Below are 18810 nucleotides of genomic sequence, written 5' to 3'. Positions count from 1 at the left end.
GCCATGGCGGATGTCGAACTGAGGCAGGTTTCCAAGAGCTTCCAGAATCTGAAGGTCGTGCACGATATCGATCTCGACATCGCCGAGGGCGAATTCGTTGTCCTCGTCGGGCCGTCCGGCTGCGGCAAGTCGACGACGCTACGCATGGTGGCGGGACTGGACAGGCCGAGCGGCGGCGAGATCCATATCGGCGGCAGGCTGGTCAACAACGTTCAGGCCAGGGATCGCGATATCGCGATGGTCTTCCAGAGCTACGCGCTCTATCCGCAGATGACCGTCGCGCAGAACATGGCTTTCGGCCTGCGCATCCGCAAGGTGCCGGATAGCGAGGTGACGCAACGCATCGCCCGTGTCGCCGACATCCTCGACCTCAGCGAACTGCTGCAGCGCAAGCCGCACCAGCTGTCCGGCGGTCAGCGCCAGCGCGTTGCGATGGGCCGCGCCATGGTGCGCCAGCCGAAAGTGTTTCTGTTCGACGAACCGCTCTCCAACCTCGACGCCAAGCTCAGGGTGAAGATGCGCGCCGAGATCAAGAAGCTGCACCAGATGGTCGCGACCACGACAGTCTACGTCACCCATGACCAGGTCGAGGCGATGACGCTGGCCGACCGTGTCGTGGTGATGAACAAGGGGCGTATCGAGCAGATCGGACCGCCCAACGACCTCTACCATGAGCCGGCCAGCCGCTTCGTCGCCGGCTTCATCGGCAGCCCCGGCATGAACTTTTTCAAGTGTCGCCTGGAAGCACGCGGCGACCGGCTCGCGGTCGTGCTCGTCGATGGCACAGCACTCGCCGTCCCGGCTGTCCGTACCGCACGCTATGCCAGCCATGTCGGGCGCGAACTCGAATTCGGCTTGCGTCCCGAGCACATCACCGAGCAGCGCGAGCGGCCCGACGTTGTCGACATCAAGGCGCCGGTCGAGGTGGTCGAGCCGATGGGCATGGAGACGCTGCTGCATGTGCTGATCGCCGGCGCGGAGGCAACGGCGCGCATCGATCCGGCTTCGACACCGAAGCCCGGCGAGGTCGCGACACTCTCGCTTGGCATGGCCCATATGCACCTGCTCGATCCCGACAGCGGCAAGGTGCTCTGAGCGCCACGGCGTATCGCCACGACCTGCGAAGGGCCCGGCCTAGGGGATGATGGTTCCCTGCCACACTTTCGTGTGTCAGAAAGCAAAAACAATATATTATTTATTGACAAATATAATTTTGGAGCGAATTTTTAGGCGCGGTTCCGAAAGACCGCGATGGCCTTCGACACGCCCGGCCATCTCACCGCAGTCCCAGGAATTTGCCGGTCATGATCGACATCCAAAGCGTGTCAAAATCCTTCGTGACCAGGGACGCCGATCCGGTTTACGCGCTGAACGAAGTCAGCCTGGAAATCTACGACAATGAGTTCTTCACGTTGCTCGGCCCGTCGGGCTGCGGCAAGACGACCCTCTTGCGGCTGATCGCCGGCTTCGAGGCGCCGAGCTCGGGCGTCATCCGCATCGCCGGCAGCAATGTCGCCGCCTTGCCGCCGCAGAAGCGGCCGGTCAACACCGTGTTCCAGAGCTACGCGCTGTTCCCGCATATGAGCGTCGCCGAGAACATCGCGTTCGGGCTCGAGATGCAGAACGCGCCGAAATCGCTGATCGACGAGCGCGTCAGGGAAGCGCTGGAAATGGTGCGGCTCGAGGGCTTTGCCACGCGCCGCCCGGCGCAATTGTCGGGTGGCCAGCAGCAGCGCGTCGCGGTGGCGCGTGCCCTCGCTCCCAAGCCTAGTGTGCTTCTGCTCGACGAACCGCTGTCGGCTCTCGATCTCAAACTGCGCAAGGGCATGCAGAGCGAGTTGAAGCGCCTGCAGCGCGAAACCGGCATCACCTTCGTGCTGGTCACCCACGACCAGGAAGAGGCGCTCGCCATGTCCGACAGGATCGCGGTGATGCGCAGCGGCGACGTGCTGCAGGTCGGCACGCCGCGGGACATCTACGACAATCCGCAGGACCGCTTCGTCGCCGACTTCATCGGCGAGTCCAATCTGCTGCCGGGGGCTGCCCTTGGCCGCGACCCGGCCAAGACGATCGTCGTGCGTCCCGAACACATCGTCGTCTCGCCGGCATCAGACGGCGCCAGGGGCCACGCCAGGGGAGCGGTTTCAGCCATCACCTTCCTCGGCTCCGACACGCTCTATGAGGTTGTCCTGGAAGAGGGAGCAAGGCTGCATTCGCGCTCGCGCGGTGGCGCGGCACTGGCGACCGGTGACAGGGTCGTCGTCGACTGGGCCCGCGATGTCGAACGCGAACTGGCGAACTGAGGCGGCGATGGGTCCGAACCGCACCTATCTCTTGATTGCACCCGCTATGCTGGTCATCGGCATCTTCATGGTGCTGCCGCTCTTCCTGGCGGTCGCCTATTCCTTCATGACCGCCAATCCCTATGGCGGCGTCACGGCGCCGGCGACATTCGACGCCTATCTCCAGTTCCTGTATCAGCGCGACTTCGACGACAGCCTGGTTTTTTCGCCGAGCTATGCGCTGATCATCCTGCGTTCGATCTACCTTGCCATTGCCACGACCGCTATCTGCCTCGTGCTCGGCCTGCCGGTTGCCTGGTACATCGTCTGCCAGACGCCGGAACGGCGGCGGGTCCTGCTGTTTGCCGTCACGCTGCCGTTCTGGATCAACACGCTGATCCGCACCTATTGCTGGATCCTCATCCTGCGCGACGAAGGCCTGGCGAACGGCGCGCTGCGCCATGCCGGCATCATCTCCGACCCGCTGCCGCTGCTCTACAATGACGGGTCGATCCTGCTCGGCCTCGTCTACACTTTCCTGCCCTTCATGGTGCTGCCGATCTATTCGACGCTGGAGCGCATAGACCCCAGGCTGATCGAGGCCGCGCACGATCTCTACGCCAGTCGCGCCGCCGTCTTCCGCCGCATCGTCTGGCCGCTGGCGAGACCAGGTGCGCTGGCCGGCGCCACGCTTGTCTTTGCACCGGCGCTCGGCTCGTTCCTGGCCCCCGACCTGCTCGGCGGCGGCAAGAAGCTGCTGATCGGCAGCCTGATCCAGATGCAGTTCACATCGTCGCGCAACTGGCCGTTTGGAGCCGCGCTCTCGACCGTCGTCACGGTCGTCGTGCTGACCGTCTTCGTCATCCGTTCGCGCAGGGCACAGGAGGAGCGGCGATGACTGGCGCAAAACCCTTTGACTGGCGGCACACGCCGGGCCTGTCGGCCTACACAGCCGCCATATTCCTCTTCTTCTACGCGCCGCTGCTGATCCTGGTGATCTATGCCTTCAACTCGAGCCGGCTGGTCACCGTGTGGGTCGGCTTCAGTTTCAAATGGTTCGTGGCGGTCGCCAACAACAACTCGATCCGCGACGCCGCCTTCAACAGCGTCATCATCGCGATCGTCGCCACCGTCGCCTCGACGGCCATTGCCACGGCCGGTGCGCTGGCGCTGGAACGCGGCCGGCTAAGCTTCGGACGCAGCGCCGCAACGGCGCTGATCGCGATGCCGCTGGTGGTGCCGGAGATCGTCGTGGCGATCACCACGCTGATCTTCTTCTCCGGGCTCGGCATGCATCACGGGCTCATCAACCTGATGATCGCCCACACCGTCTTCTGCATCCCGTTCGCGCTGTTGCCGATCCAGGCGCGGCTGCGCGACATGGGCGGCACGCTGGAGGAGGCCGGCCGTGACCTCTACGCCGACGAGTGGCGGCTGTTTCGCCGCGTCACGCTGCCCTTGCTGATTCCGGCGATCTCGGCCGGCGCCATCATGGCCTTCGTCGTCTCGCTCGATGATTTTCTGATCTCGATGATGGTGTCGAGCGCCGGCTCGACCACCTTGCCGGTCTACATCTACGGCATGATGCGGCTTGGCGTGACGCCGGAGGTCAACGCCATCTCCACCATCCTTCTTGCTGTTTCCATCGTCTTCGTCGCGGCGGCATTGCTCGTCGGACGGCGCAACAGATTTGCCTGAACCATGATCCCGAAAAGTGGAAGCCGGTTTTCGGAAAAGATCATGGTCACAACAAGAAAACAAAACCAGAGGAGAACGACCGTGACCAAATGGAAAGAAGGACTTTCGGGAATTGCCCTGGCCACCGCCATCATGGGGGCCATCACCACCACCGCGCTCGCCGATGCCGGCGAGCTGCACATCTACAACTGGACCGACTACACGTCGGACGAAATGATCAAGAAGTTCGAGGCGGAGACCGGCATCAAAGTCACCATCGACACCTACGATTCGAACGAGACCGCGCTCGCCAAGCTGAGCTCGGGCGCCGCCGGCTACGATGTGATGATCATCAGCAACGACTTCGTGCCGATCTTCGTCAAGCAGAAGCTGTTCCAGGAGGTCGATGCTGGGGCGATGCCGAATTTCAAGAACGTCGATCCGAAATGGCAGCACCGGTCCTGGGATCCGGATGCGAAATACACCGTGCCATGGGTGTGGGGGACCACGTCCTATTCGGTCGATACCGCTGTCTACAAAGGGCCGACCGACAGCTTGAAGCCACTCTTCGATCCACCGGCGGAGCTCAAGGGCAAGGTTGGCATGTTCGGCTCGCCGACCGAGGTGATGTCGCTGGCGCTCGTCTATCTCGGCAAGGACCAGTGCAACAGCAATCCGGCGGACTTGAAGGAACTCGATGCCTTGCTCGAGGCGCAAAAGCCTTTCGTCAAGGTCTACAATTCCGACGGCATCGTCGAGCGCCAGGTTGCGGGCGAGACGGTCATGCACGAGCAGTGGTCGGGCAAGGCGCTGGCGACACGCCAGCAGAAGTCGACGGTCAAATATGTCTATCCCAAGGAAGGCGTTGTCGGCTGGATGGACAATGTCGCCGTGCCCTCGACGGCGCCGAATGTCGAGAACGCCAAGAAGTTCCTCAACTTCCTGATGGACCCGGAAAACATCGCGTTGCAGCAGAAATACACCGGCTACCAGAGTGCGATCGCTGGATCGAACAAATATCTGGCGGCGGATATTGGCGGCTCGCCGGAGTTCAACCCGCCGGCCGACCTGAAAATCTCGTTTGCACCGTCATGCGACGAGAAGGCGATCCGTGCCTATGACCGGATCTGGACCAATCTGCGCCAGTAGGCCCGTGACGCAAAACGCCGCCCGTTTGTACGGGCGGCGTTTTTACATCCTGTCCGAGGAACTCGAAAATGAAACGCTATGCCCGCACAATTGTCTTGCGCGCCGGCAGGTCATCGGCTTCGGCGGCCAGCAGGATGTCGGTGGTCACCGCCAGATGCGCCGCCAGCAGTTCGGCTGCCTTCTCGGTATCGCGGTCGAGCACCGCATTGGCGAGGTCCTGATGTTCCTTGCTGATGTTGCGGGCATTGGGCGCCAACGAGACCGAACGGCGGCGGTAGCGCTCGCTCTGGTCGTAAAGTTGGTCGCGCAGGCGCAGCAGCCAGCGGCTGTCGCAGCCGCCGACCAGGGCCTTGTGGAAGGCCGCATGCGCGGTCGCCCATTCGTCGCTCGAATGCACCGGATCATCCGGTGTGTGCTCGGGCGTGCGCGACAGCCGGTGCAGGGCGGCGACCAGCTGCGATTCCCAGGCGACGTCGCCGACCTCGATGGCACGGCGGATGCACAGCGTCTCGATCTGGATGCGGGTCTTGGTGAGGTCGAGCAGGTCCTCGGCCGAAATCGGCGCGGCGCGAAAGCCGCGCTGCGGCTCGGCCACGACAAGGCCCTCGGACGTCAGCCGCGACAGTGCCTCGCGGATGGCACCGAGGCTGACGGACAGCCTGTCGCACAGTTCCTGCACCTTGAGCCGGCTGCCGGGCGCGATACGGCACGACAACAGGTCGGCGCGCAGATCCTCATACGCGCCCTGGGTGAGATTGATCGAGCCTTCCCTAGCCATTGGTTCGCCCGCGGCCGAATCTGTCCATCGAATGCCCCTCATACATTATCCCAGGCAGGAATCAGAATGCAAAATAATATATTCTCTGTTGACAGATATATAATTTCTGAACAAAGTCCAGCCTTCACAAGCGAGGATGTGGCCAGTGCGATTTGCAGCCTATAAGTCGTCGCGGGGACCCGGACTGGCAATCGCATTGCCGGAAGGTGAGTTCCGCGGCATCGACGAAAGCGATGCGATGTTTCCCGGACGGCTTGAGGACCTGATCGCCGAAGGCGCACAGGCGCTGCAGGCGGCAGGCGAGCGGCTGGGCAGCGGACGACGGATCGATCCTCAAGCCGTCGAATGGCTGCCGCCGATATCGGCGCCGGGCAAGATCATTTGCGTCGGTCTGAACTATGTCGACCATTCGATCGAGAGCGGCTTCGTGCCGCCGACCTATCCGACGCTGTTTGCCCGCTTCTCGACCAGCCTGATCGGGCATGGCGCGGCCATCCGCCGTCCGGAGGCCTCGATCCAGCTCGACTACGAAGGCGAGATGGTCGCCATCATCGGCAAGGCCGGCCGCCACATTGCCCCCGGCCAGGCGCTGAGCCATGTCGCCGGTTACTCCATCTTCAACGATGCCTCGATCCGCGACTTCCAGACCAAGTCGCCGCAATGGACCGTCGGCAAGAACTTCGACGGCACCGGATCCTTCGGGCCGATCTTCGTGACGGCGGACGAATTGCCGCCGGGCGGCAAGGGGCTGCGCATCCAGACACGCCTCAACGGCCAAATCGTCCAGAGCGCCTCGACCAGCGACATGATCTTCGATGTCGCGTCGCTGATCTCGATCATCAGCGAGGCGATCACGCTCGAGCCGGGCGACATCCTCGTCACCGGCACGCCGTCCGGCGTCGGCATGGCGCGCAAGCCGCAGCTGTTCATGAAGCATGGCGACGTCTGCGAAGTGGAGCTGGAGGACGTCGGCATCCTGTCCAATGTCGTTGCCGACGACGTCATATCAGCGCAAGCCGTCAACCAATAAAACCCGTCAACTCCGAAAGGACGATGTCATGACAAGAGTGATGTTTCGAAATGCCATGATCTGGGACGGCACCGGCGTCGATGCCTTTCCGGCCGATCTGCTGGTCGACAACGGCCGCATCGTCACCATCGCGCGCACGCCCGGGCAATTGTCCGGCGACGGCGCGACGACGGTCGAGTGCCGCGGCATGACGCTGATGCCGGGCCTTGTCGAAGGTCATGCCCACATTTCCTTCGGCGGCGCGATCAAGGATTCCGACCTCGGCCTGATCCCGCCCGAGGAGCACCTTCTGCTCACCATGCGCAATGCCAAGACATTGCTCGACCATGGCTTTACCAGCGCCTACAGCGCCGCGACCTCGAAGCTCAGGCTCGACATCGTCATCCGCAACGAAATCAATGCCGGCCGCCTGCCGGGGCCGCGCATGCGTGCCGGCAGCCCCGAGATCACTGTGACCGGCGGCCTTGGCGACGAGCGCCAGCAGCATATGTATCACGAGAGCTTCGGCATGATCGCCGACGGCGTCGAGGAGATCACCAAGGCGGTGCGCCTGTGCTGCCGCGAAGGCGCCGACAACATCAAGATCAACATTTCCGGCGATGATCTGAGCCCTGCGGCGCATGGCGGCCTCACCGTGATGAGCGAGGCCGAGGTGATGACGGCGGTGTCGGTCGCGCGTGACTTCGGCAAGAAGATCAACTGCCATGCCCGCGCCGCCGGTTCGGTGAAGCGCGCGGTGAAGTGCGGCGTCGACGTCATCTACCACTGCGAATCCGCCGACGAGGAAGCGCTCGACGCGCTGGAATCGGCCAAGGACCGCATCTTCGTCGGCCCGGCCATCGGCATCATCTACGGCACGCTGTACGAGGGCGAGCCCTTCGGCTTCACCCACGAGATGGCGGTCAAGTTCGGCATGCAGCGCATCCTCGACGACAGCCGCAAGGTCTACACCGAACTGCGCAAGCGCGGCGTGCGTGCGCTGATCGGCGGCGACTATGGTTTCGCGCAGACGCCGCAAGGCACCAACGCGCGCGACCTCAAGCATTTCGTCGACCTGCTCGGCTATTCGCCGAGCGAGGCGTTGCAATGCGGCACGCGGCTCGGCGGCCAGGTGATGGGCCTCGGCGACGAACTCGGCATGGTCAAGGAAGGCTTCATCGCCGACCTGCTGCTGGTCAATGGCGACCCGCTGAAGGACCTCGACATGATGGTGCATGAGAAGAACCTCGTCGTCATCATGAAGGACGGCGAGCTCTACAAGGACCAGTCGGCGTCGGTCGCCGCGCAGCGTCAAGCGGCCTAGGCATCATGCAGCCCGCGGTTCCGATCGATGTCGACGAGACGAGCGGCATCTGGCGGACCGACGGGCTGCCGATGGTCTACCTGCCCAGGCACTTCCTGGTGAACAATCATCTCGCGGTCGAGGCAGCGCTTGGCCGCGACGCCTATCGCGCCATCCTGCGAGCGGCGACCGCAAAGTCCGCCATCGAATGGTGCGAGGCGCAGGTGCGCGGTAAGGGCCTCGATCCCGAGGCGACGTTCCGCCACTATTTTCAGCGTCTGTCGCAACGCGGCTGGGGCCAGTTCTCGATCGACGCGCTGGATGTCGCCGGCCGTCATGGCAGCATCAGCCTGAGGAATTCGATCTTCGCGCTGGAGGCCGGGCAGGGGCCTGGCCAGCGCGTCTGCTACATGTTCGAGGGTTTTGTCACCGGCGCCTCCTCGTTCCTGCTCGGTCTTGCGACAGCGACGGAAGTCGAATGCGAGGAGACATGCTGCGCTTGCGAAGGCCAGCACGACCATTGCCGGCTCGACTTCGCGGCCAAGCCGTAGCCAATCACTGCCGTCTTCGCCGCAGAACTCGCGGCCTGCAGTCAAGATTTGTTGACCTCCATCCAGGCAGAAATGACTACCGTTCCGCTTTTTGTCGGATCATAAGACAGGCCGCGTGATCAGGTCCCAACTGGTCGCACACAGCCGCCGGAATTGGTCACAGCATTGGAACAGCCTCAATTTGCCACCGAGCACGACCCGAGGCTGAGACTCATCATCCCGATCATCGTCGCCATCGCCTTTCTGATGGAGCAGCTCGATTCCACCATCATCACCACCGCAATCCCGGCCATCGCGCGCAGCCTCGACACGACGCCGGTCAGGCTGAACCTGGCGATCACCACCTACATTCTGACCTTGGCCGTGTTCATTCCCGTCAGCGGCTGGTTCGCCGATAGGTTCGGCGCAAGACGCGTGTTCGCGCTGGCGCTTTTCACCTTCACCCTTGGCTCGGCGCTGTGCGGCATCGCCAACAGTTTCGGCATGCTGCTGGCGATGCGCGCCCTGCAGGGGCTGGGCGGCGCCATGATGACGCCTGTCGGGCGGCTGATCCTGCTGCGCAGCTTTCCGCGCAGCGGGCTGATCACCGCCATGACCTACATGACCTTGCCCGCCATCATGGGACCTGTCATCGGGCCGCTGCTCGGCGGCCTGTTGACCACCTATGCCTCGTGGCGCTGGATATTCTATGTCAACGTGCCGTTCGGCTGCCTCGGCATTCTGGCCGCGCTGCGCTTCGTCGACGATTTCCATGAGCAAGCGGTGCAACGCTTCGACTTCGCCGGGTTCCTGATGGTGGGGTGCGGCGTTGCACTGCTGCAATTCGGGCTGGAGAGTATCGGCCGGCCGATCATCCCTGTTTCGGCGACAGTGCTGGTGCTGGCCGCGGCGGTCCTGCTGCTGCTCGCCTTCGGGCGCTATGCGCGCCGCGTCGTCGCGCCGGCAGTCGACCTGACGCTGTTTCGGTTTCGCTCGTTCTGGGTTGGCACGCTGGCCGGCGGCCTGTGCCGCGTCGGCCTCAACGGCGTGCCATTCCTGTTGCCGCTGATGCTGCAGGTCGGCTTTGGCATGAGCCCGGTCACTTCCGGCTCGCTGACATTCGTCGGCAGCTTCGGCGCCTTGCTCATCCGGCCGTTGCTGTCGCCGCTGTTGCGGCGCTTCGGCTTCAATGTCGTGCTGATCGGTAGCGCGCTTGTCGGCTCCGCCGCTGTTGCGGGCTTCGCCCTGATCAGCGCCGACACGCCGCACTGGATGATCGGCCTCTACGTCTTTGTGTTCGGCATCATCCGTTCGGCGCAGTTCATGACTTCCAACACGCTGTCTTATGCCGACCTGCCGGCGGACAAGCTCAGCCGCGCCACCAGCCTCGGCGGCGTCCTGCAGCAGCTCAGCGTTTCGCTCGGCGTTTCAATCGCCGCCATGGTGCTGGGTCTGGTTGCAGGGGAAACCCACATCGTGACACCGGAGCGCTTTCATCAGGTGTTCCTGCTGACCGCGATCATCCCGCTGCTGTCCATTCCCGGCTTCCTGTACCTGCGCGCCGAGGACGGCGTGCAGGTCAGCGGTCACGTTCGGAAAGGGCAGTCTCGCAAATAAGGCGACGGACGTGGCGTAGCCAGTTTCGAGGCATGCTCTCCTTGCCATGATCCACCGGCGCCGTGCCGATCCTTGCCGCCGCCGCCTGTCTGACGGCGCGTATACGGGCATACTTATATCCATGCAGGGAGTCTTCGGTTAGGCTGGGCGACGTGTGAAAAGGAGCATCGCTTGCGAGGGTTTGCGGAAAGCGTGATGCAGGGCCCGCGGACCGTGGCCGAGCAGGTCGCCAATGTCCTGCGCGAGGCGATTGCCAATGGCACGATAAAGGCAGGCACTCCGCTTCGCCAGGACGAGCTGGCCGAGCAGTTCGGCTTCAGCCGGATGCCCATTCGTGACGCCCTTCGCCAGCTTGAAGCCGAGGGTATTGTTTCCATCCACCCGACAAAGGGCGCGCATGTCGCCCGGATGGACAGCGCCGAGATCAGCGAAATCTACGCGCTGCGCGAACTGCTCGAAAGCGAGGCGCTCCGGCTCTCGGTACCCGGCCTCGCCGGCGCGAAGCTCGAGGAGGCTGAACAGGTGCTCGACCAGATCGACGCGGAGCGCAATGTCGGCCGATGGGGCGCGCTGAACCGGGCCTTTCATCTGGCTCTCTACGATGCCTGCGGCAACCGGCGATTGCTCGGCCTGATCGAGGCGCATCACAACGCGGCCGATCGCTATGTCCGTATCCTGCTGTCGAACCTGGACTATCGCAACCGCTCGCAGACGGAGCACCGCGACCTGCTGGCTGCCTGCCGGCGGCGCGACGGCGACAAGGCCGTAAGCATTTTGATGCGCCATCTTCGCGAAGGAAGCGAGACGCTGGTCAACGCGATAGAGGGAGATGGTCTGTCGCGAAAATCCTAGGCCGTGGTGAAGGCGTGCTCGGAGTCCAGTGGCGGGTGCCGCGCACAGGCATGATCCTGGTGGCGGCGACACTGGTCCTGCTGCTCCGGCTGGAACGCATCACCGCGCGCGCCACCGGCTCATAGGAATTGCCCCGAGTTTCAGCTCTGCGCCGGCCTGCGTTCGACGATGTAGATGTGGTCGGCTGCCAGCACCACGTCGCCGCGCTGGTTGATCACTTCGCAGCGTTCGATCACCCGTCCGGAGCCCGGCCGCTTGGGATCGTCCTCCTTGGCCGCGATGGTGGTGCGCGTGCGGATCGTGTCGCCGATGAACACCGGCTTGATGAAGCGCAGCCGGTCGTAGCCATAGGAAAAAGCGACGGGATTGACGATGGTTGCCGTCAGCCCGATGCCGATCGAGAACACCAGCGTGCCATGGGCGATGCGCTGGCCGAACGGCGTCGTCTTCATGAACTCGGCGTCCATGTGATGCGGAAAGAAGTCGCCGGTATGGCCGGCATGGACGACAAAGTCGGTTTCGGTGATGGTGCGGCCGCTGGTGAGGCGCGAGGCGCCGATCTCGTAGTCTTCGAAATACTGGATCTGTTCCATCAGGGTCTTTCCGCGATCGGCGTCGCCGGTGCCGCGCTCGACTGGTAGGCGGCTTCGACCAGCGCCATGGTGTACCACGCATCCTCGACCGGACTGATCAGCATCGCGTCTTCGCCCGCTGCATAGCGCTGGACATTGGCCATGCGGCCGACGAAGGCATCGGGGAACCATGCTCCGGCCAATGGCACCGCGATCCAATCGGTTCCGCCTTTCGGATAAATTTCCAGCACCTCCGGTTCACCGCGCGGATAGTCGAGGTTGAGGCCAAGCTTGAGATAGGCCGCGCCCTCGGTGCCGCAAATGCGGAACTCGGAGGCCTGGTGCCGGCGGCCGAATTTGTGGTCGTGATTGATCGACAGTGCGCAGCGCACGGTATCGCCATAGTCGAGAATGGCGCTGGTGCGCGTCTGCGCCACGGCATGGTTGGGATGGCCGAGCGTCTTGGCGTGCACGCCGTGCGGGTCGCCGAGCAACTGCCGGATCAGGTCGAGATAGTGGATCGAATGCATGGCGATCTCGACGCGCGGCGCCTTGAGCAGGAACTCCCACAGCTGCCATGGTGTCGCCAGCGCCAGCCAGGCGTCGAAGTCGACGATCTCGCCGAGCCAGCCCTTGGCGATGGCATCCTTGAGCGCCAGCACCATCGGCGCGAAACGCGCCTGGAAATTCACCGCCGCCTGCAGCTTCTTGGAACGGCAGATATCGAGGATTGCGGTCGCCTCGGCAAGGTTGCTGCCCATCGGTTTCTGGATCAACGCCACCGCGCCGTCAGGCAATGCGTCAAGCACATCGGCATGGTGAGTGGGTGGCGTCGCGAGGTCGAAGATCGCACCCTCGACAGTGGCCGCTTCCTCGGGCGTGCGGAAGACCGTCACACCCCATTGGCTGGCCAGCTTTTCTGCTTTGGCATGATCGGGATCGTAAAGCCCGGCGATCGGGAAGCCGGCCTTCCTGTAAGCCGGGAAATGCGCATCGCCGACGATCGAACCGGCGCCGAAGGTGACGATCGGTCGGGGCGTCGAGGGTTTGGGCCAGGACTGGACGAGTGAGGCAGGGTCGAAACCGCCCTCAATCATGATGGAAAACCTCGTCCATCGCTGCCCACCATTCGCCTTCCCCGCGCGTCGCCAGCGGTTCCTGGCAAGGCATGCAAACCGCCCACCATTCCTGCGTCTTCGGGTCGGCCGCCATCCTGGCCATGTCGGCCGCGTAGTCGGTGCCGTGGTATTCGAACGTGCTGAACAGCAGGTTCTCCGGCCGCTTCAGGTAGATCGAGTAATTCTTGATGTTGCAGGCCGAGATCATGGTCAGCACGTCGGGCCAGACGGCGGCATGAAGGCGGACATACTCCTCGACCTTTTCCGGCTTCAGCCCCAGAACCATCCCCATCCGCTGCATGCCCGTCTCCTATCTGGTGATCGCCGTGGTGAATTCGGCGATGCTCATGGCCTTGACCGCATCCCAGTCCCAATCGATGCCGATGCCCGGCTCGTCGGGCGCCAGCGCCTGCCCATCCTCGATGCGCATGTGCTTGCCGGTCAACTGGTCGAGCTGCGGAATGTACTCGACATAGCGGCCGTTCTGAACAGCGCAGGTCAGGCTGACATGCAGTTCCATCAGGAAATGCGGGCAGACCGGAATGTCGAAGGCTTCCGCCGCATGGGCGATCTTGAGCCAGGGTGTGATGCCGCCGATGCGGCCGACATCGACCTGGACGATCGAGCAGGCGCCTTTCTGCATGTATTCGCGGAAATGGCGGATGGAATAGAGCGACTCGCCGATGGCGATCGGCGTCGGCGTCGAGTTCGACAACCGCACATGCCCGTCGATATCGTCGGCCGGCAATGGCTCTTCGATCCAGGCGAGGTCGAGCTCGCGCAACCTGGCCGCGCGCCGGATCGCCTCATCGACCGAGAACCCCTGATTGGCGTCGGTCATGATTTCGTAGCCGTCGCCAACCGCCTTGCGCACCGCCGACAGGCGGGCAAGATCTTCCGAGCCGTGCGGCTTGCCGATCTTCACCTTCGAGCCGCGAAAGCCCTTGGCCTTGGCGGCCAGCGCATCGTCGACCAGCGCCTGCGTCTCGATGTGCAGCCAGCCGCCTTCGGTCGTGTAGAGCGGGCAGCGGTCCTTGGCACCGCCGGCCAGCTTCCACAGTGGTAGCTTCTGCTTCTTCGCCCGCAGATCCCACAGCGCCGTGTCGATCGCCGCGATCGCGATGGCCGTGATCGCACCGATCGTGGTGGCGTGGGTGGCAAATTCGAGATCGTGCCAGATCGCCTCGATCATGTCGGGGTCGCGGCCGATCAGGCGCGGCGCGAGATGGTCGGAAAGGAGCCGCATCACCGACGAACCGCCGGTGCCGATCGTATAGCTGTAGCCGGTGCCGACCGCGCCGTCGGAATCGGTGATCGTCACGATCGGCGTTTCCTGGCTGACGAAGCTCTGGATCGCGTCGGTGCGCTTGACCTTGGGGACAAGGTCCACCATCCGCAGTTCGACTTTCTCGATTCTGGCCATGTCCGTCAGCTCCGCAATGTCTTCCCGGTGTCGGCGGCAAACAGATGTGCCTGCGACATGTCGAAACTCATGGCGATACGCTCCCCCGATTTCAGCGACCTCGGGTTCAGCATGCGCGACACCCAGTCAGTGCCGTTGAATTCGACGAACACCAGCGTCTCGTTGCCGAGCGGCTCGGTGACCGTGATCGGCAGTTCGATCTGGTGGACGTCGGCGACGCCACCGGAACTGATGCCATGGCCGGTCGGATAGATGTCGTCCGGCCGCAGCCCGAACATCACTCTGTCGCCAGCGGCAACATTGCCCTTGAACTGACCGGGCAGCGGCAGCTTTTCACCACTGGCGAAAACCATCTGGCCACCGTCGATCGTGGCTTCGTGCAGGTTCATCGGCGGCGAGCCGATGAAGCCGGCAACGAAGCGCGTCGCCGGCCGCCGGAAAACCTCGTCGGGGGTGCCGACCTGTTCGATATGGCCGTCGCGCATGATGACGATGCGGTCGGCAAGCGTCATCGCCTCGACCTGATCATGGGTGACGTAGATCACCGTCGACTGCACCTTGGCATGCAGTTTCTTGATCTCGGTGCGCATCTGCGTGCGCAGCTTGGCGTCAAGATTGGAAAGCGGCTCGTCGAACAGGAAGACGTCGGGATCGCGCACGATGGCGCGGCCCATGGCAACGCGCTGGCGCTGGCCGCCTGACAGTTGCGAGGGGCGGCGGTCGAGCAGCGTGTCGAGGCCGAGGATGGCCGAGGCTTCGGCGACGCGGCGGTCCATGTCTTCCTTGGCCGCGCCGGCGATCTTCAGGGAGAAGCCGAGATTCTCGCGCACCGTCATATGCGGATAGAGCGCGTAGGACTGGAACACCATCGAGATGTTGCGCGAGCGCGGCGGCAGGTCGTTGACGACGCGGCCGCCGATCTCGATCGAGCCGGCGCTGATCTCCTCCAGTCCGGCGATCATGCGCAGCGTTGTCGACTTGCCGCAGCCGGAGGGGCCGACCAGCGCGATGAATTCGCGGTCGGCGATGTCGAGATCGATGCCGTGCACGATCCCGACATTGCCGTAGCGCTTGGTCAGCTTGGTGAGGGAAACAGTTGCCATGGATCAGCCTTTCACCGCGCCGGAGGTCAGGCCGCCGACAAGGTGTTTCTGGACGATAAAGGTGAGGGTGAGCGCCGGAATGATCATCACCACGGCGAGCGCGCACATGCCGCGCCAGTCGATGGTGAACTCGGCCGTGTAGTCGAGCAGGCCGACCGGCAGCGTCTTGGCGCTCACCGAGCGGGTCAGCTGCGAGGCCAGCGCGAATTCATTCCAGCAGGTCAGGAAGGCGAAGATCGCTGCGGAAGCGATGCCCGGCCCGGCGAGCGGGAACTCGACCTGCCAGAACGCCTGCCAGCGCGTGCAGCCATCGATCTGCGCCGCTTCCGCGAGGTCCTTCGGCACCTGGCGGAAGAAGCCGTCGATCAGCCAGATCGTGAACGGCACGTTGAGCGCGACATAGGCAAGGATCAGCCCGAAATGCGTGTCGATGATGCCAAGCCGCACATAGAGGAAGAACAGCGGCAGCGACAGAGCGATGCCTGGCACCGTGCGTGTCAGCATCAGGCCGAGGAAGACACTCGATTTGCCGCGGAAGCGGTAGCGCGCAAACGCATAGCCGCCGGCCATGCCGATGGCCACGGCAATGACCGTCGAGGTCACCGAGATGATCAGCGAGTTGCGGAAGTACTCGATCACCGGGATGCCGCCCTTGCCGATGCCGCTGAACATGGCGACATAGGCGTCGAACGCAATCTCCTGCGGGATCCATACCGGCGGCTTGGCCATGATCTCGACGGTCGGTCGCAGCGACGACAGGACGATCCACAGACCAGGCAGACAGATGGTCAGCATCGCCAGGAACAAGCCGATGCGATAGACGACGCCTACGAGCCGGCGCTTCAAGCGGGCGGAAGAATTCTCGTCCATTCTCACCACTCAGCACCGATCTGCGTGCGCGCCGCGGCGAGCTTGTTGAAGAAGTAGACGGTGAAGGCGATCGACAGCAGGATCGAGACATAGGCCATGGCGTTGGCCATGCCCATGCGCCCGTCGCTATAGGCGGTGCGCGCCACCAGCGTCCAAAGAAGTTCCGTGCGGCCCGCCGGTCCGCCATCGGTCATGATCTTGACGATGTCGTAGGCGCGCGCCACGTCCAGCGAGCGGATGGTCATGGCGATATAGGCGAAGGGCATGACGAACGGCCACGTCACATAACGGAATGTCTGCCAGGGCGTGCAGCCGTCGACGCGTGCCGCCTCGATCGGCTCCTTGGGCATGGCGAGCAAGCCGGCGAGGATCAGGATGGCGAAGATCGCCGTCGACGACCAGATTTCGGCGATCGAAATGGCGATGAAGGCGAGGTGGCTCTCGATCAGCCAAGGTATGGCGTCTTGCGTGATGCCGAGTGACTGCAAGGCATTGTTCACCAGGCCGATATTGTCGTTGAACATGAATTTGAACTGGAAACCGACGAGGATCGGCGAGAACATCATCGGAAACATCATCAGCGTGCGCAGGATGCGCTGGCCGCGCGTCGCCTTCTCGACCAGCATGGCGAGGCCGAGGCCAAGCAGCATTTCGAGATTGAGCGCGATCGTCAGCAGCAGCACCGTGCGACCGAACGCCCACCAGAAATCGGTGTTGGACAGGATCGCAAGATAGTTCCTGAAGCCGATGAAGACGAAAAATGTCTCGGGCCGCGTCAGGCGGAACGGCGTGAAGCTGGAATAGAGGGACAAAAGCAGCGGCACCACGACCACCGCCGCCAGCACGATCATGGCCGGAAGCAGCAGCAGGAATGGCGCAGATGGCTTGAAGCCCTTCATCAGGATCCTGTCAGGTAAAGTGAACTGAGTAATGGAGCCAGGAGCAGCTAAGGACGATCGTGAATCCTCGGCTGCCCTCATGGCGCAAGGCGCGATCGCCTCCCCCATTCCTGATGGGGGAGGCAGCCTTGGGAGTAGTTTCTAGAGCTTGCCGGCGTCTTCGAGGATTTGCGTCGCCTTGGCGGCGGCTTCATCCAAAGCCTGCTTGGACGTCTTGTCGCCAAGGATAGCCGCCTGCAGTTCGGGATAGACGGCGTTCGAAATCTCGATCCACTCAGGCGTCTGCGGCACGGCAAAGGCGTGCTTGGCTTCTTCCTGGAAGGCGGCAAGAACCTCCTTCTTGTAAGGGTCGTTTGCCGCCTGCTGCAGGTCCCAGTCCCACACCGCCGTGCGGGTCGGCAGCGGACCAGCGGCCGCCTCGAGCTTCTGGCTGTCCTCGTTGGTCAGCCACCACACCAGGGAAGCCGCGGCCTCCTTGTTGGGGCAGTTCTCGGTCACCGAGAAACCGTGGAAACCGGACCAGCCGGTGCGCTTGCCCGACGAGCCCTTCGGCGCAACCTTGACGCCGACATTGCCGGCGACCTTCGACGACTTCGGATCGTTGAAGAAGCCGGCCCAGCCCGGCCAGTCGAGGTTGATGGCGACCGTGCCGGAGGCAAAGCCCTGGCCGAGATCGTCCCAGAGATAGTTGGTCGTTCCGGCCGGCACGGCCTTGGCCTTGTAGAGGTTGACGAACCAGTCGAGCGCCCTGATGCCGGCCTCAGAGTTGAAGACCGGCTTGCCGTCCTTGTCGAGATATTCGCCGCCTTCGGCGACCACCATCTCGTAGAAGCGGCCGTTGATCGCCTCTTCCTTGCCGGCGAACTGCGTGCCGTAGAAATTGGGTGGGTTGGCGAAGAACTCGGCCTGGTCGGTGACCTCCTTCCAGGTGTCCGGCGGCACCAGGTCATAGCCGTATTTCGCCGTGAACTTGGTCTTGTTGTCGGCGTTCTCGTACAGGCTCTTCTGGTAATAGAGCGCCGAAACGTCGAACTGCGCGCGCGGCAGCATCTCCAGCTTGCCGTCGATGGTTGCCGCCTTGATCGTCGAAGGCACGAAGGCGTCGATCTCTTCCTTGGGCAAGAGCTTGCTGAGGTCGGTGTAGAGGCTGGTGTACTGCGGCGCGAACGACGAATGGTTCCAGCCGACGCACCAGTTGGTGCTGCCCGAGGCGATGTCGGATTTGAGCTCCTTGTCGATGTCGAAGCCGTTTTTCTTGGTCAGGATGTTGACCTTGGCGCCGGTCAGCTTCTCCCATTCGGGGATGCGCTCATAGAGCTTTTCATATTGCTGGCCGCCGATCAGCTTGGCGTCGATGGTGACGCCTTCGAACTTGCCGGGCAGGTCGCCGGCAAGGGCCGTGCCTGCACCGAATGCAAGCAACAATGCGCCGGCGGACACGCCGGAAAGCAGTCTGTTCATTGGTATCCTCCCTTGGTGCGCCTCAGCGGCGACCGCAACTCGTCTGATGACAAGAAGTGCTACATTCATATACAAACAAAACATTCACGGATACGTCAAGACGAAATTTGTTTCCGCCGGCCGCGTTCCTGCGTATATGAAGAATCGAATTCACTGGAGAGATGAGC

Annotated in this window: 19 protein-coding genes; 10 read left to right on the top strand and 9 right to left on the bottom strand. The window is 63.2% G+C overall.

The window, feature by feature from the left end:
• The first annotated feature begins 3 nt into the window (after nucleotides 1–3).
• The 5 genes from ACFFNA_RS29555 (at nucleotide 4) to ACFFNA_RS29535 (ending at nucleotide 5108) form a co-directional block, all read left to right on the top strand.
• Complete coding sequence (locus ACFFNA_RS29555; protein ID WP_378923401.1) at nucleotides 4–1095, top strand: ABC transporter ATP-binding protein; 1092 nt, start codon at nucleotides 4–6, stop codon at nucleotides 1093–1095.
• A gap of 209 nt (nucleotides 1096–1304) precedes the next feature.
• Nucleotides 1305–2303 carry an ABC transporter ATP-binding protein gene (locus tag ACFFNA_RS29550; protein WP_378923400.1) on the top strand — a complete coding sequence of 333 codons (999 nt, stop codon included), beginning with the start codon at nucleotides 1305–1307 and terminating at the stop codon, nucleotides 2301–2303.
• Nucleotides 2304–2310: 7 nt separating this feature from the next.
• Nucleotides 2311–3180 (top strand): ABC transporter permease, encoded by an 870-nt coding sequence (locus tag ACFFNA_RS29545; protein ID WP_378923399.1) that lies wholly within the window; start codon nucleotides 2311–2313, stop codon nucleotides 3178–3180.
• Nucleotides 3177–3980, top strand: coding sequence for an ABC transporter permease (locus tag ACFFNA_RS29540; protein ID WP_378923398.1), 804 nt, complete (start codon nucleotides 3177–3179; stop codon nucleotides 3978–3980). The genes ACFFNA_RS29545 and ACFFNA_RS29540 overlap by 4 nt, the downstream gene beginning before the upstream one ends.
• 81 nt (nucleotides 3981–4061) lie before the next feature.
• Nucleotides 4062–5108 carry an extracellular solute-binding protein gene (locus tag ACFFNA_RS29535; RefSeq protein ID WP_378923397.1) on the top strand — a complete coding sequence of 349 codons (1047 nt, stop codon included), beginning with the start codon at nucleotides 4062–4064 and terminating at the stop codon, nucleotides 5106–5108.
• A 76-nt stretch (nucleotides 5109–5184) separates the two neighbouring features.
• Here the strand turns inward: ACFFNA_RS29535 and ACFFNA_RS29530 are convergent, their stop codons facing one another.
• Complete coding sequence (locus ACFFNA_RS29530; RefSeq protein WP_111547065.1) at nucleotides 5185–5886, bottom strand: GntR family transcriptional regulator; 702 nt, start codon at nucleotides 5884–5886, stop codon at nucleotides 5185–5187.
• 145 nt (nucleotides 5887–6031) lie between these two features.
• On the opposite strand from ACFFNA_RS29530, the gene ACFFNA_RS29525 reads away from it, so the two are divergent.
• The 5 genes from ACFFNA_RS29525 (at nucleotide 6032) to ACFFNA_RS29505 (ending at nucleotide 11197) form a co-directional block, all read left to right on the top strand.
• The gene (locus tag ACFFNA_RS29525; protein ID WP_378923396.1) at nucleotides 6032–6916 is read left to right on the top strand and encodes a fumarylacetoacetate hydrolase family protein; all 885 of its coding nucleotides are present in this window, start codon (nucleotides 6032–6034) and stop codon (nucleotides 6914–6916) included.
• 28 nt (nucleotides 6917–6944) lie between these two features.
• The gene (locus tag ACFFNA_RS29520) at nucleotides 6945–8219 is read left to right on the top strand and encodes a metal-dependent hydrolase family protein (RefSeq protein ID WP_378923395.1); all 1275 of its coding nucleotides are present in this window, start codon (nucleotides 6945–6947) and stop codon (nucleotides 8217–8219) included.
• A 5-nt stretch (nucleotides 8220–8224) separates the two neighbouring features.
• Nucleotides 8225–8749, top strand: coding sequence for a DUF5943 domain-containing protein (locus ACFFNA_RS29515; protein WP_378923394.1), 525 nt, complete (start codon nucleotides 8225–8227; stop codon nucleotides 8747–8749).
• Nucleotides 8750–8914: 165 nt separating this feature from the next.
• Nucleotides 8915–10345, top strand: coding sequence for a DHA2 family efflux MFS transporter permease subunit (locus tag ACFFNA_RS29510; RefSeq protein ID WP_378923393.1), 1431 nt, complete (start codon nucleotides 8915–8917; stop codon nucleotides 10343–10345).
• 195 nt (nucleotides 10346–10540) lie between these two features.
• The gene (locus ACFFNA_RS29505; protein WP_378923392.1) at nucleotides 10541–11197 is read left to right on the top strand and encodes a GntR family transcriptional regulator; all 657 of its coding nucleotides are present in this window, start codon (nucleotides 10541–10543) and stop codon (nucleotides 11195–11197) included.
• Between the two features lie 140 nt (nucleotides 11198–11337).
• On the opposite strand, the gene ACFFNA_RS29500 is transcribed toward ACFFNA_RS29505, so the two are convergent.
• The 8 genes from ACFFNA_RS29500 to ACFFNA_RS29465 form a co-directional block, all read right to left on the bottom strand.
• The gene (locus tag ACFFNA_RS29500) at nucleotides 11338–11793 is read right to left on the bottom strand and encodes a MaoC/PaaZ C-terminal domain-containing protein (protein WP_378923833.1); all 456 of its coding nucleotides are present in this window, start codon (nucleotides 11791–11793) and stop codon (nucleotides 11338–11340) included.
• Nucleotides 11790–12863: a Gfo/Idh/MocA family protein gene (locus tag ACFFNA_RS29495; RefSeq protein WP_378923832.1), complete on the bottom strand. Its 1074-nt coding sequence runs from the start codon at nucleotides 12861–12863 to the stop codon at nucleotides 11790–11792. Before ACFFNA_RS29495 ends, ACFFNA_RS29500 begins: the two co-directional genes overlap by 4 nt.
• Nucleotides 12859–13188, bottom strand: a complete 330-nt coding sequence (locus ACFFNA_RS29490) for an L-rhamnose mutarotase (protein WP_378923391.1) — start codon at nucleotides 13186–13188, stop codon at nucleotides 12859–12861. Before ACFFNA_RS29490 ends, ACFFNA_RS29495 begins: the two co-directional genes overlap by 5 nt.
• Before the next feature lie 9 nt (nucleotides 13189–13197).
• Nucleotides 13198–14310 (bottom strand): mandelate racemase/muconate lactonizing enzyme family protein, encoded by a 1113-nt coding sequence (locus tag ACFFNA_RS29485; RefSeq protein WP_111547057.1) that lies wholly within the window; start codon nucleotides 14308–14310, stop codon nucleotides 13198–13200.
• 5 nt (nucleotides 14311–14315) lie between these two features.
• Nucleotides 14316–15413: an ABC transporter ATP-binding protein gene (locus tag ACFFNA_RS29480; RefSeq protein WP_378923390.1), complete on the bottom strand. Its 1098-nt coding sequence runs from the start codon at nucleotides 15411–15413 to the stop codon at nucleotides 14316–14318.
• A gap of 3 nt (nucleotides 15414–15416) precedes the next feature.
• Nucleotides 15417–16283, bottom strand: a complete 867-nt coding sequence (locus tag ACFFNA_RS29475; protein ID WP_378923389.1) for a carbohydrate ABC transporter permease — start codon at nucleotides 16281–16283, stop codon at nucleotides 15417–15419.
• A 2-nt stretch (nucleotides 16284–16285) separates the two neighbouring features.
• Nucleotides 16286–17182 (bottom strand): carbohydrate ABC transporter permease, encoded by an 897-nt coding sequence (locus tag ACFFNA_RS29470; RefSeq protein ID WP_378923388.1) that lies wholly within the window; start codon nucleotides 17180–17182, stop codon nucleotides 16286–16288.
• A gap of 141 nt (nucleotides 17183–17323) precedes the next feature.
• Nucleotides 17324–18643 carry an ABC transporter substrate-binding protein gene (locus tag ACFFNA_RS29465; RefSeq protein WP_378923387.1) on the bottom strand — a complete coding sequence of 440 codons (1320 nt, stop codon included), beginning with the start codon at nucleotides 18641–18643 and terminating at the stop codon, nucleotides 17324–17326.
• Nucleotides 18644–18810: the final 167 nt, after the last annotated feature.

It is taken from the genome of Mesorhizobium kowhaii (assembly GCF_042431665.1).
Lineage (GTDB): Bacteria > Pseudomonadota > Alphaproteobacteria > Rhizobiales > Rhizobiaceae > Mesorhizobium > Mesorhizobium kowhaii.
This window is presented reverse-complemented; position numbering and strand designations above follow the sequence as displayed.

Excerpts from the sequence above, each read along its gene's own strand:
- ACFFNA_RS29470 (WP_378923388.1), bottom strand. The coding sequence starts at position 17,182 with ATGAAGGGCTTCAAGCCATCTGCGCCATTCCTGCTGCTGCTTCCGGCC.
- ACFFNA_RS29555 (WP_378923401.1), top strand. The coding sequence starts at position 4 with ATGGCGGATGTCGAACTGAGGCAGGTTTCCAAGAGCTTCCAGAATCTG.
- ACFFNA_RS29520 (WP_378923395.1), top strand. The coding sequence starts at position 6,945 with ATGACAAGAGTGATGTTTCGAAATGCCATGATCTGGGACGGCACCGGC.
- ACFFNA_RS29550 (WP_378923400.1), top strand. The coding sequence starts at position 1,305 with ATGATCGACATCCAAAGCGTGTCAAAATCCTTCGTGACCAGGGACGCC.
- ACFFNA_RS29540 (WP_378923398.1), top strand. The coding sequence starts at position 3,177 with ATGACTGGCGCAAAACCCTTTGACTGGCGGCACACGCCGGGCCTGTCG.
- ACFFNA_RS29480 (WP_378923390.1), bottom strand. The coding sequence starts at position 15,413 with ATGGCAACTGTTTCCCTCACCAAGCTGACCAAGCGCTACGGCAATGTC.
- ACFFNA_RS29465 (WP_378923387.1), bottom strand. The coding sequence starts at position 18,643 with ATGAACAGACTGCTTTCCGGCGTGTCCGCCGGCGCATTGTTGCTTGCA.
- ACFFNA_RS29515 (WP_378923394.1), top strand. The coding sequence starts at position 8,225 with ATGCAGCCCGCGGTTCCGATCGATGTCGACGAGACGAGCGGCATCTGG.
- ACFFNA_RS29485 (WP_111547057.1), bottom strand. The coding sequence starts at position 14,310 with ATGGCCAGAATCGAGAAAGTCGAACTGCGGATGGTGGACCTTGTCCCC.
- ACFFNA_RS29530 (WP_111547065.1), bottom strand. The coding sequence starts at position 5,886 with ATGGCTAGGGAAGGCTCGATCAATCTCACCCAGGGCGCGTATGAGGAT.
- ACFFNA_RS29505 (WP_378923392.1), top strand. The coding sequence starts at position 10,541 with ATGCAGGGCCCGCGGACCGTGGCCGAGCAGGTCGCCAATGTCCTGCGC.
- ACFFNA_RS29545 (WP_378923399.1), top strand. The coding sequence starts at position 2,311 with ATGGGTCCGAACCGCACCTATCTCTTGATTGCACCCGCTATGCTGGTC.
- ACFFNA_RS29490 (WP_378923391.1), bottom strand. The coding sequence starts at position 13,188 with ATGCAGCGGATGGGGATGGTTCTGGGGCTGAAGCCGGAAAAGGTCGAG.
- ACFFNA_RS29475 (WP_378923389.1), bottom strand. The coding sequence starts at position 16,283 with ATGGACGAGAATTCTTCCGCCCGCTTGAAGCGCCGGCTCGTAGGCGTC.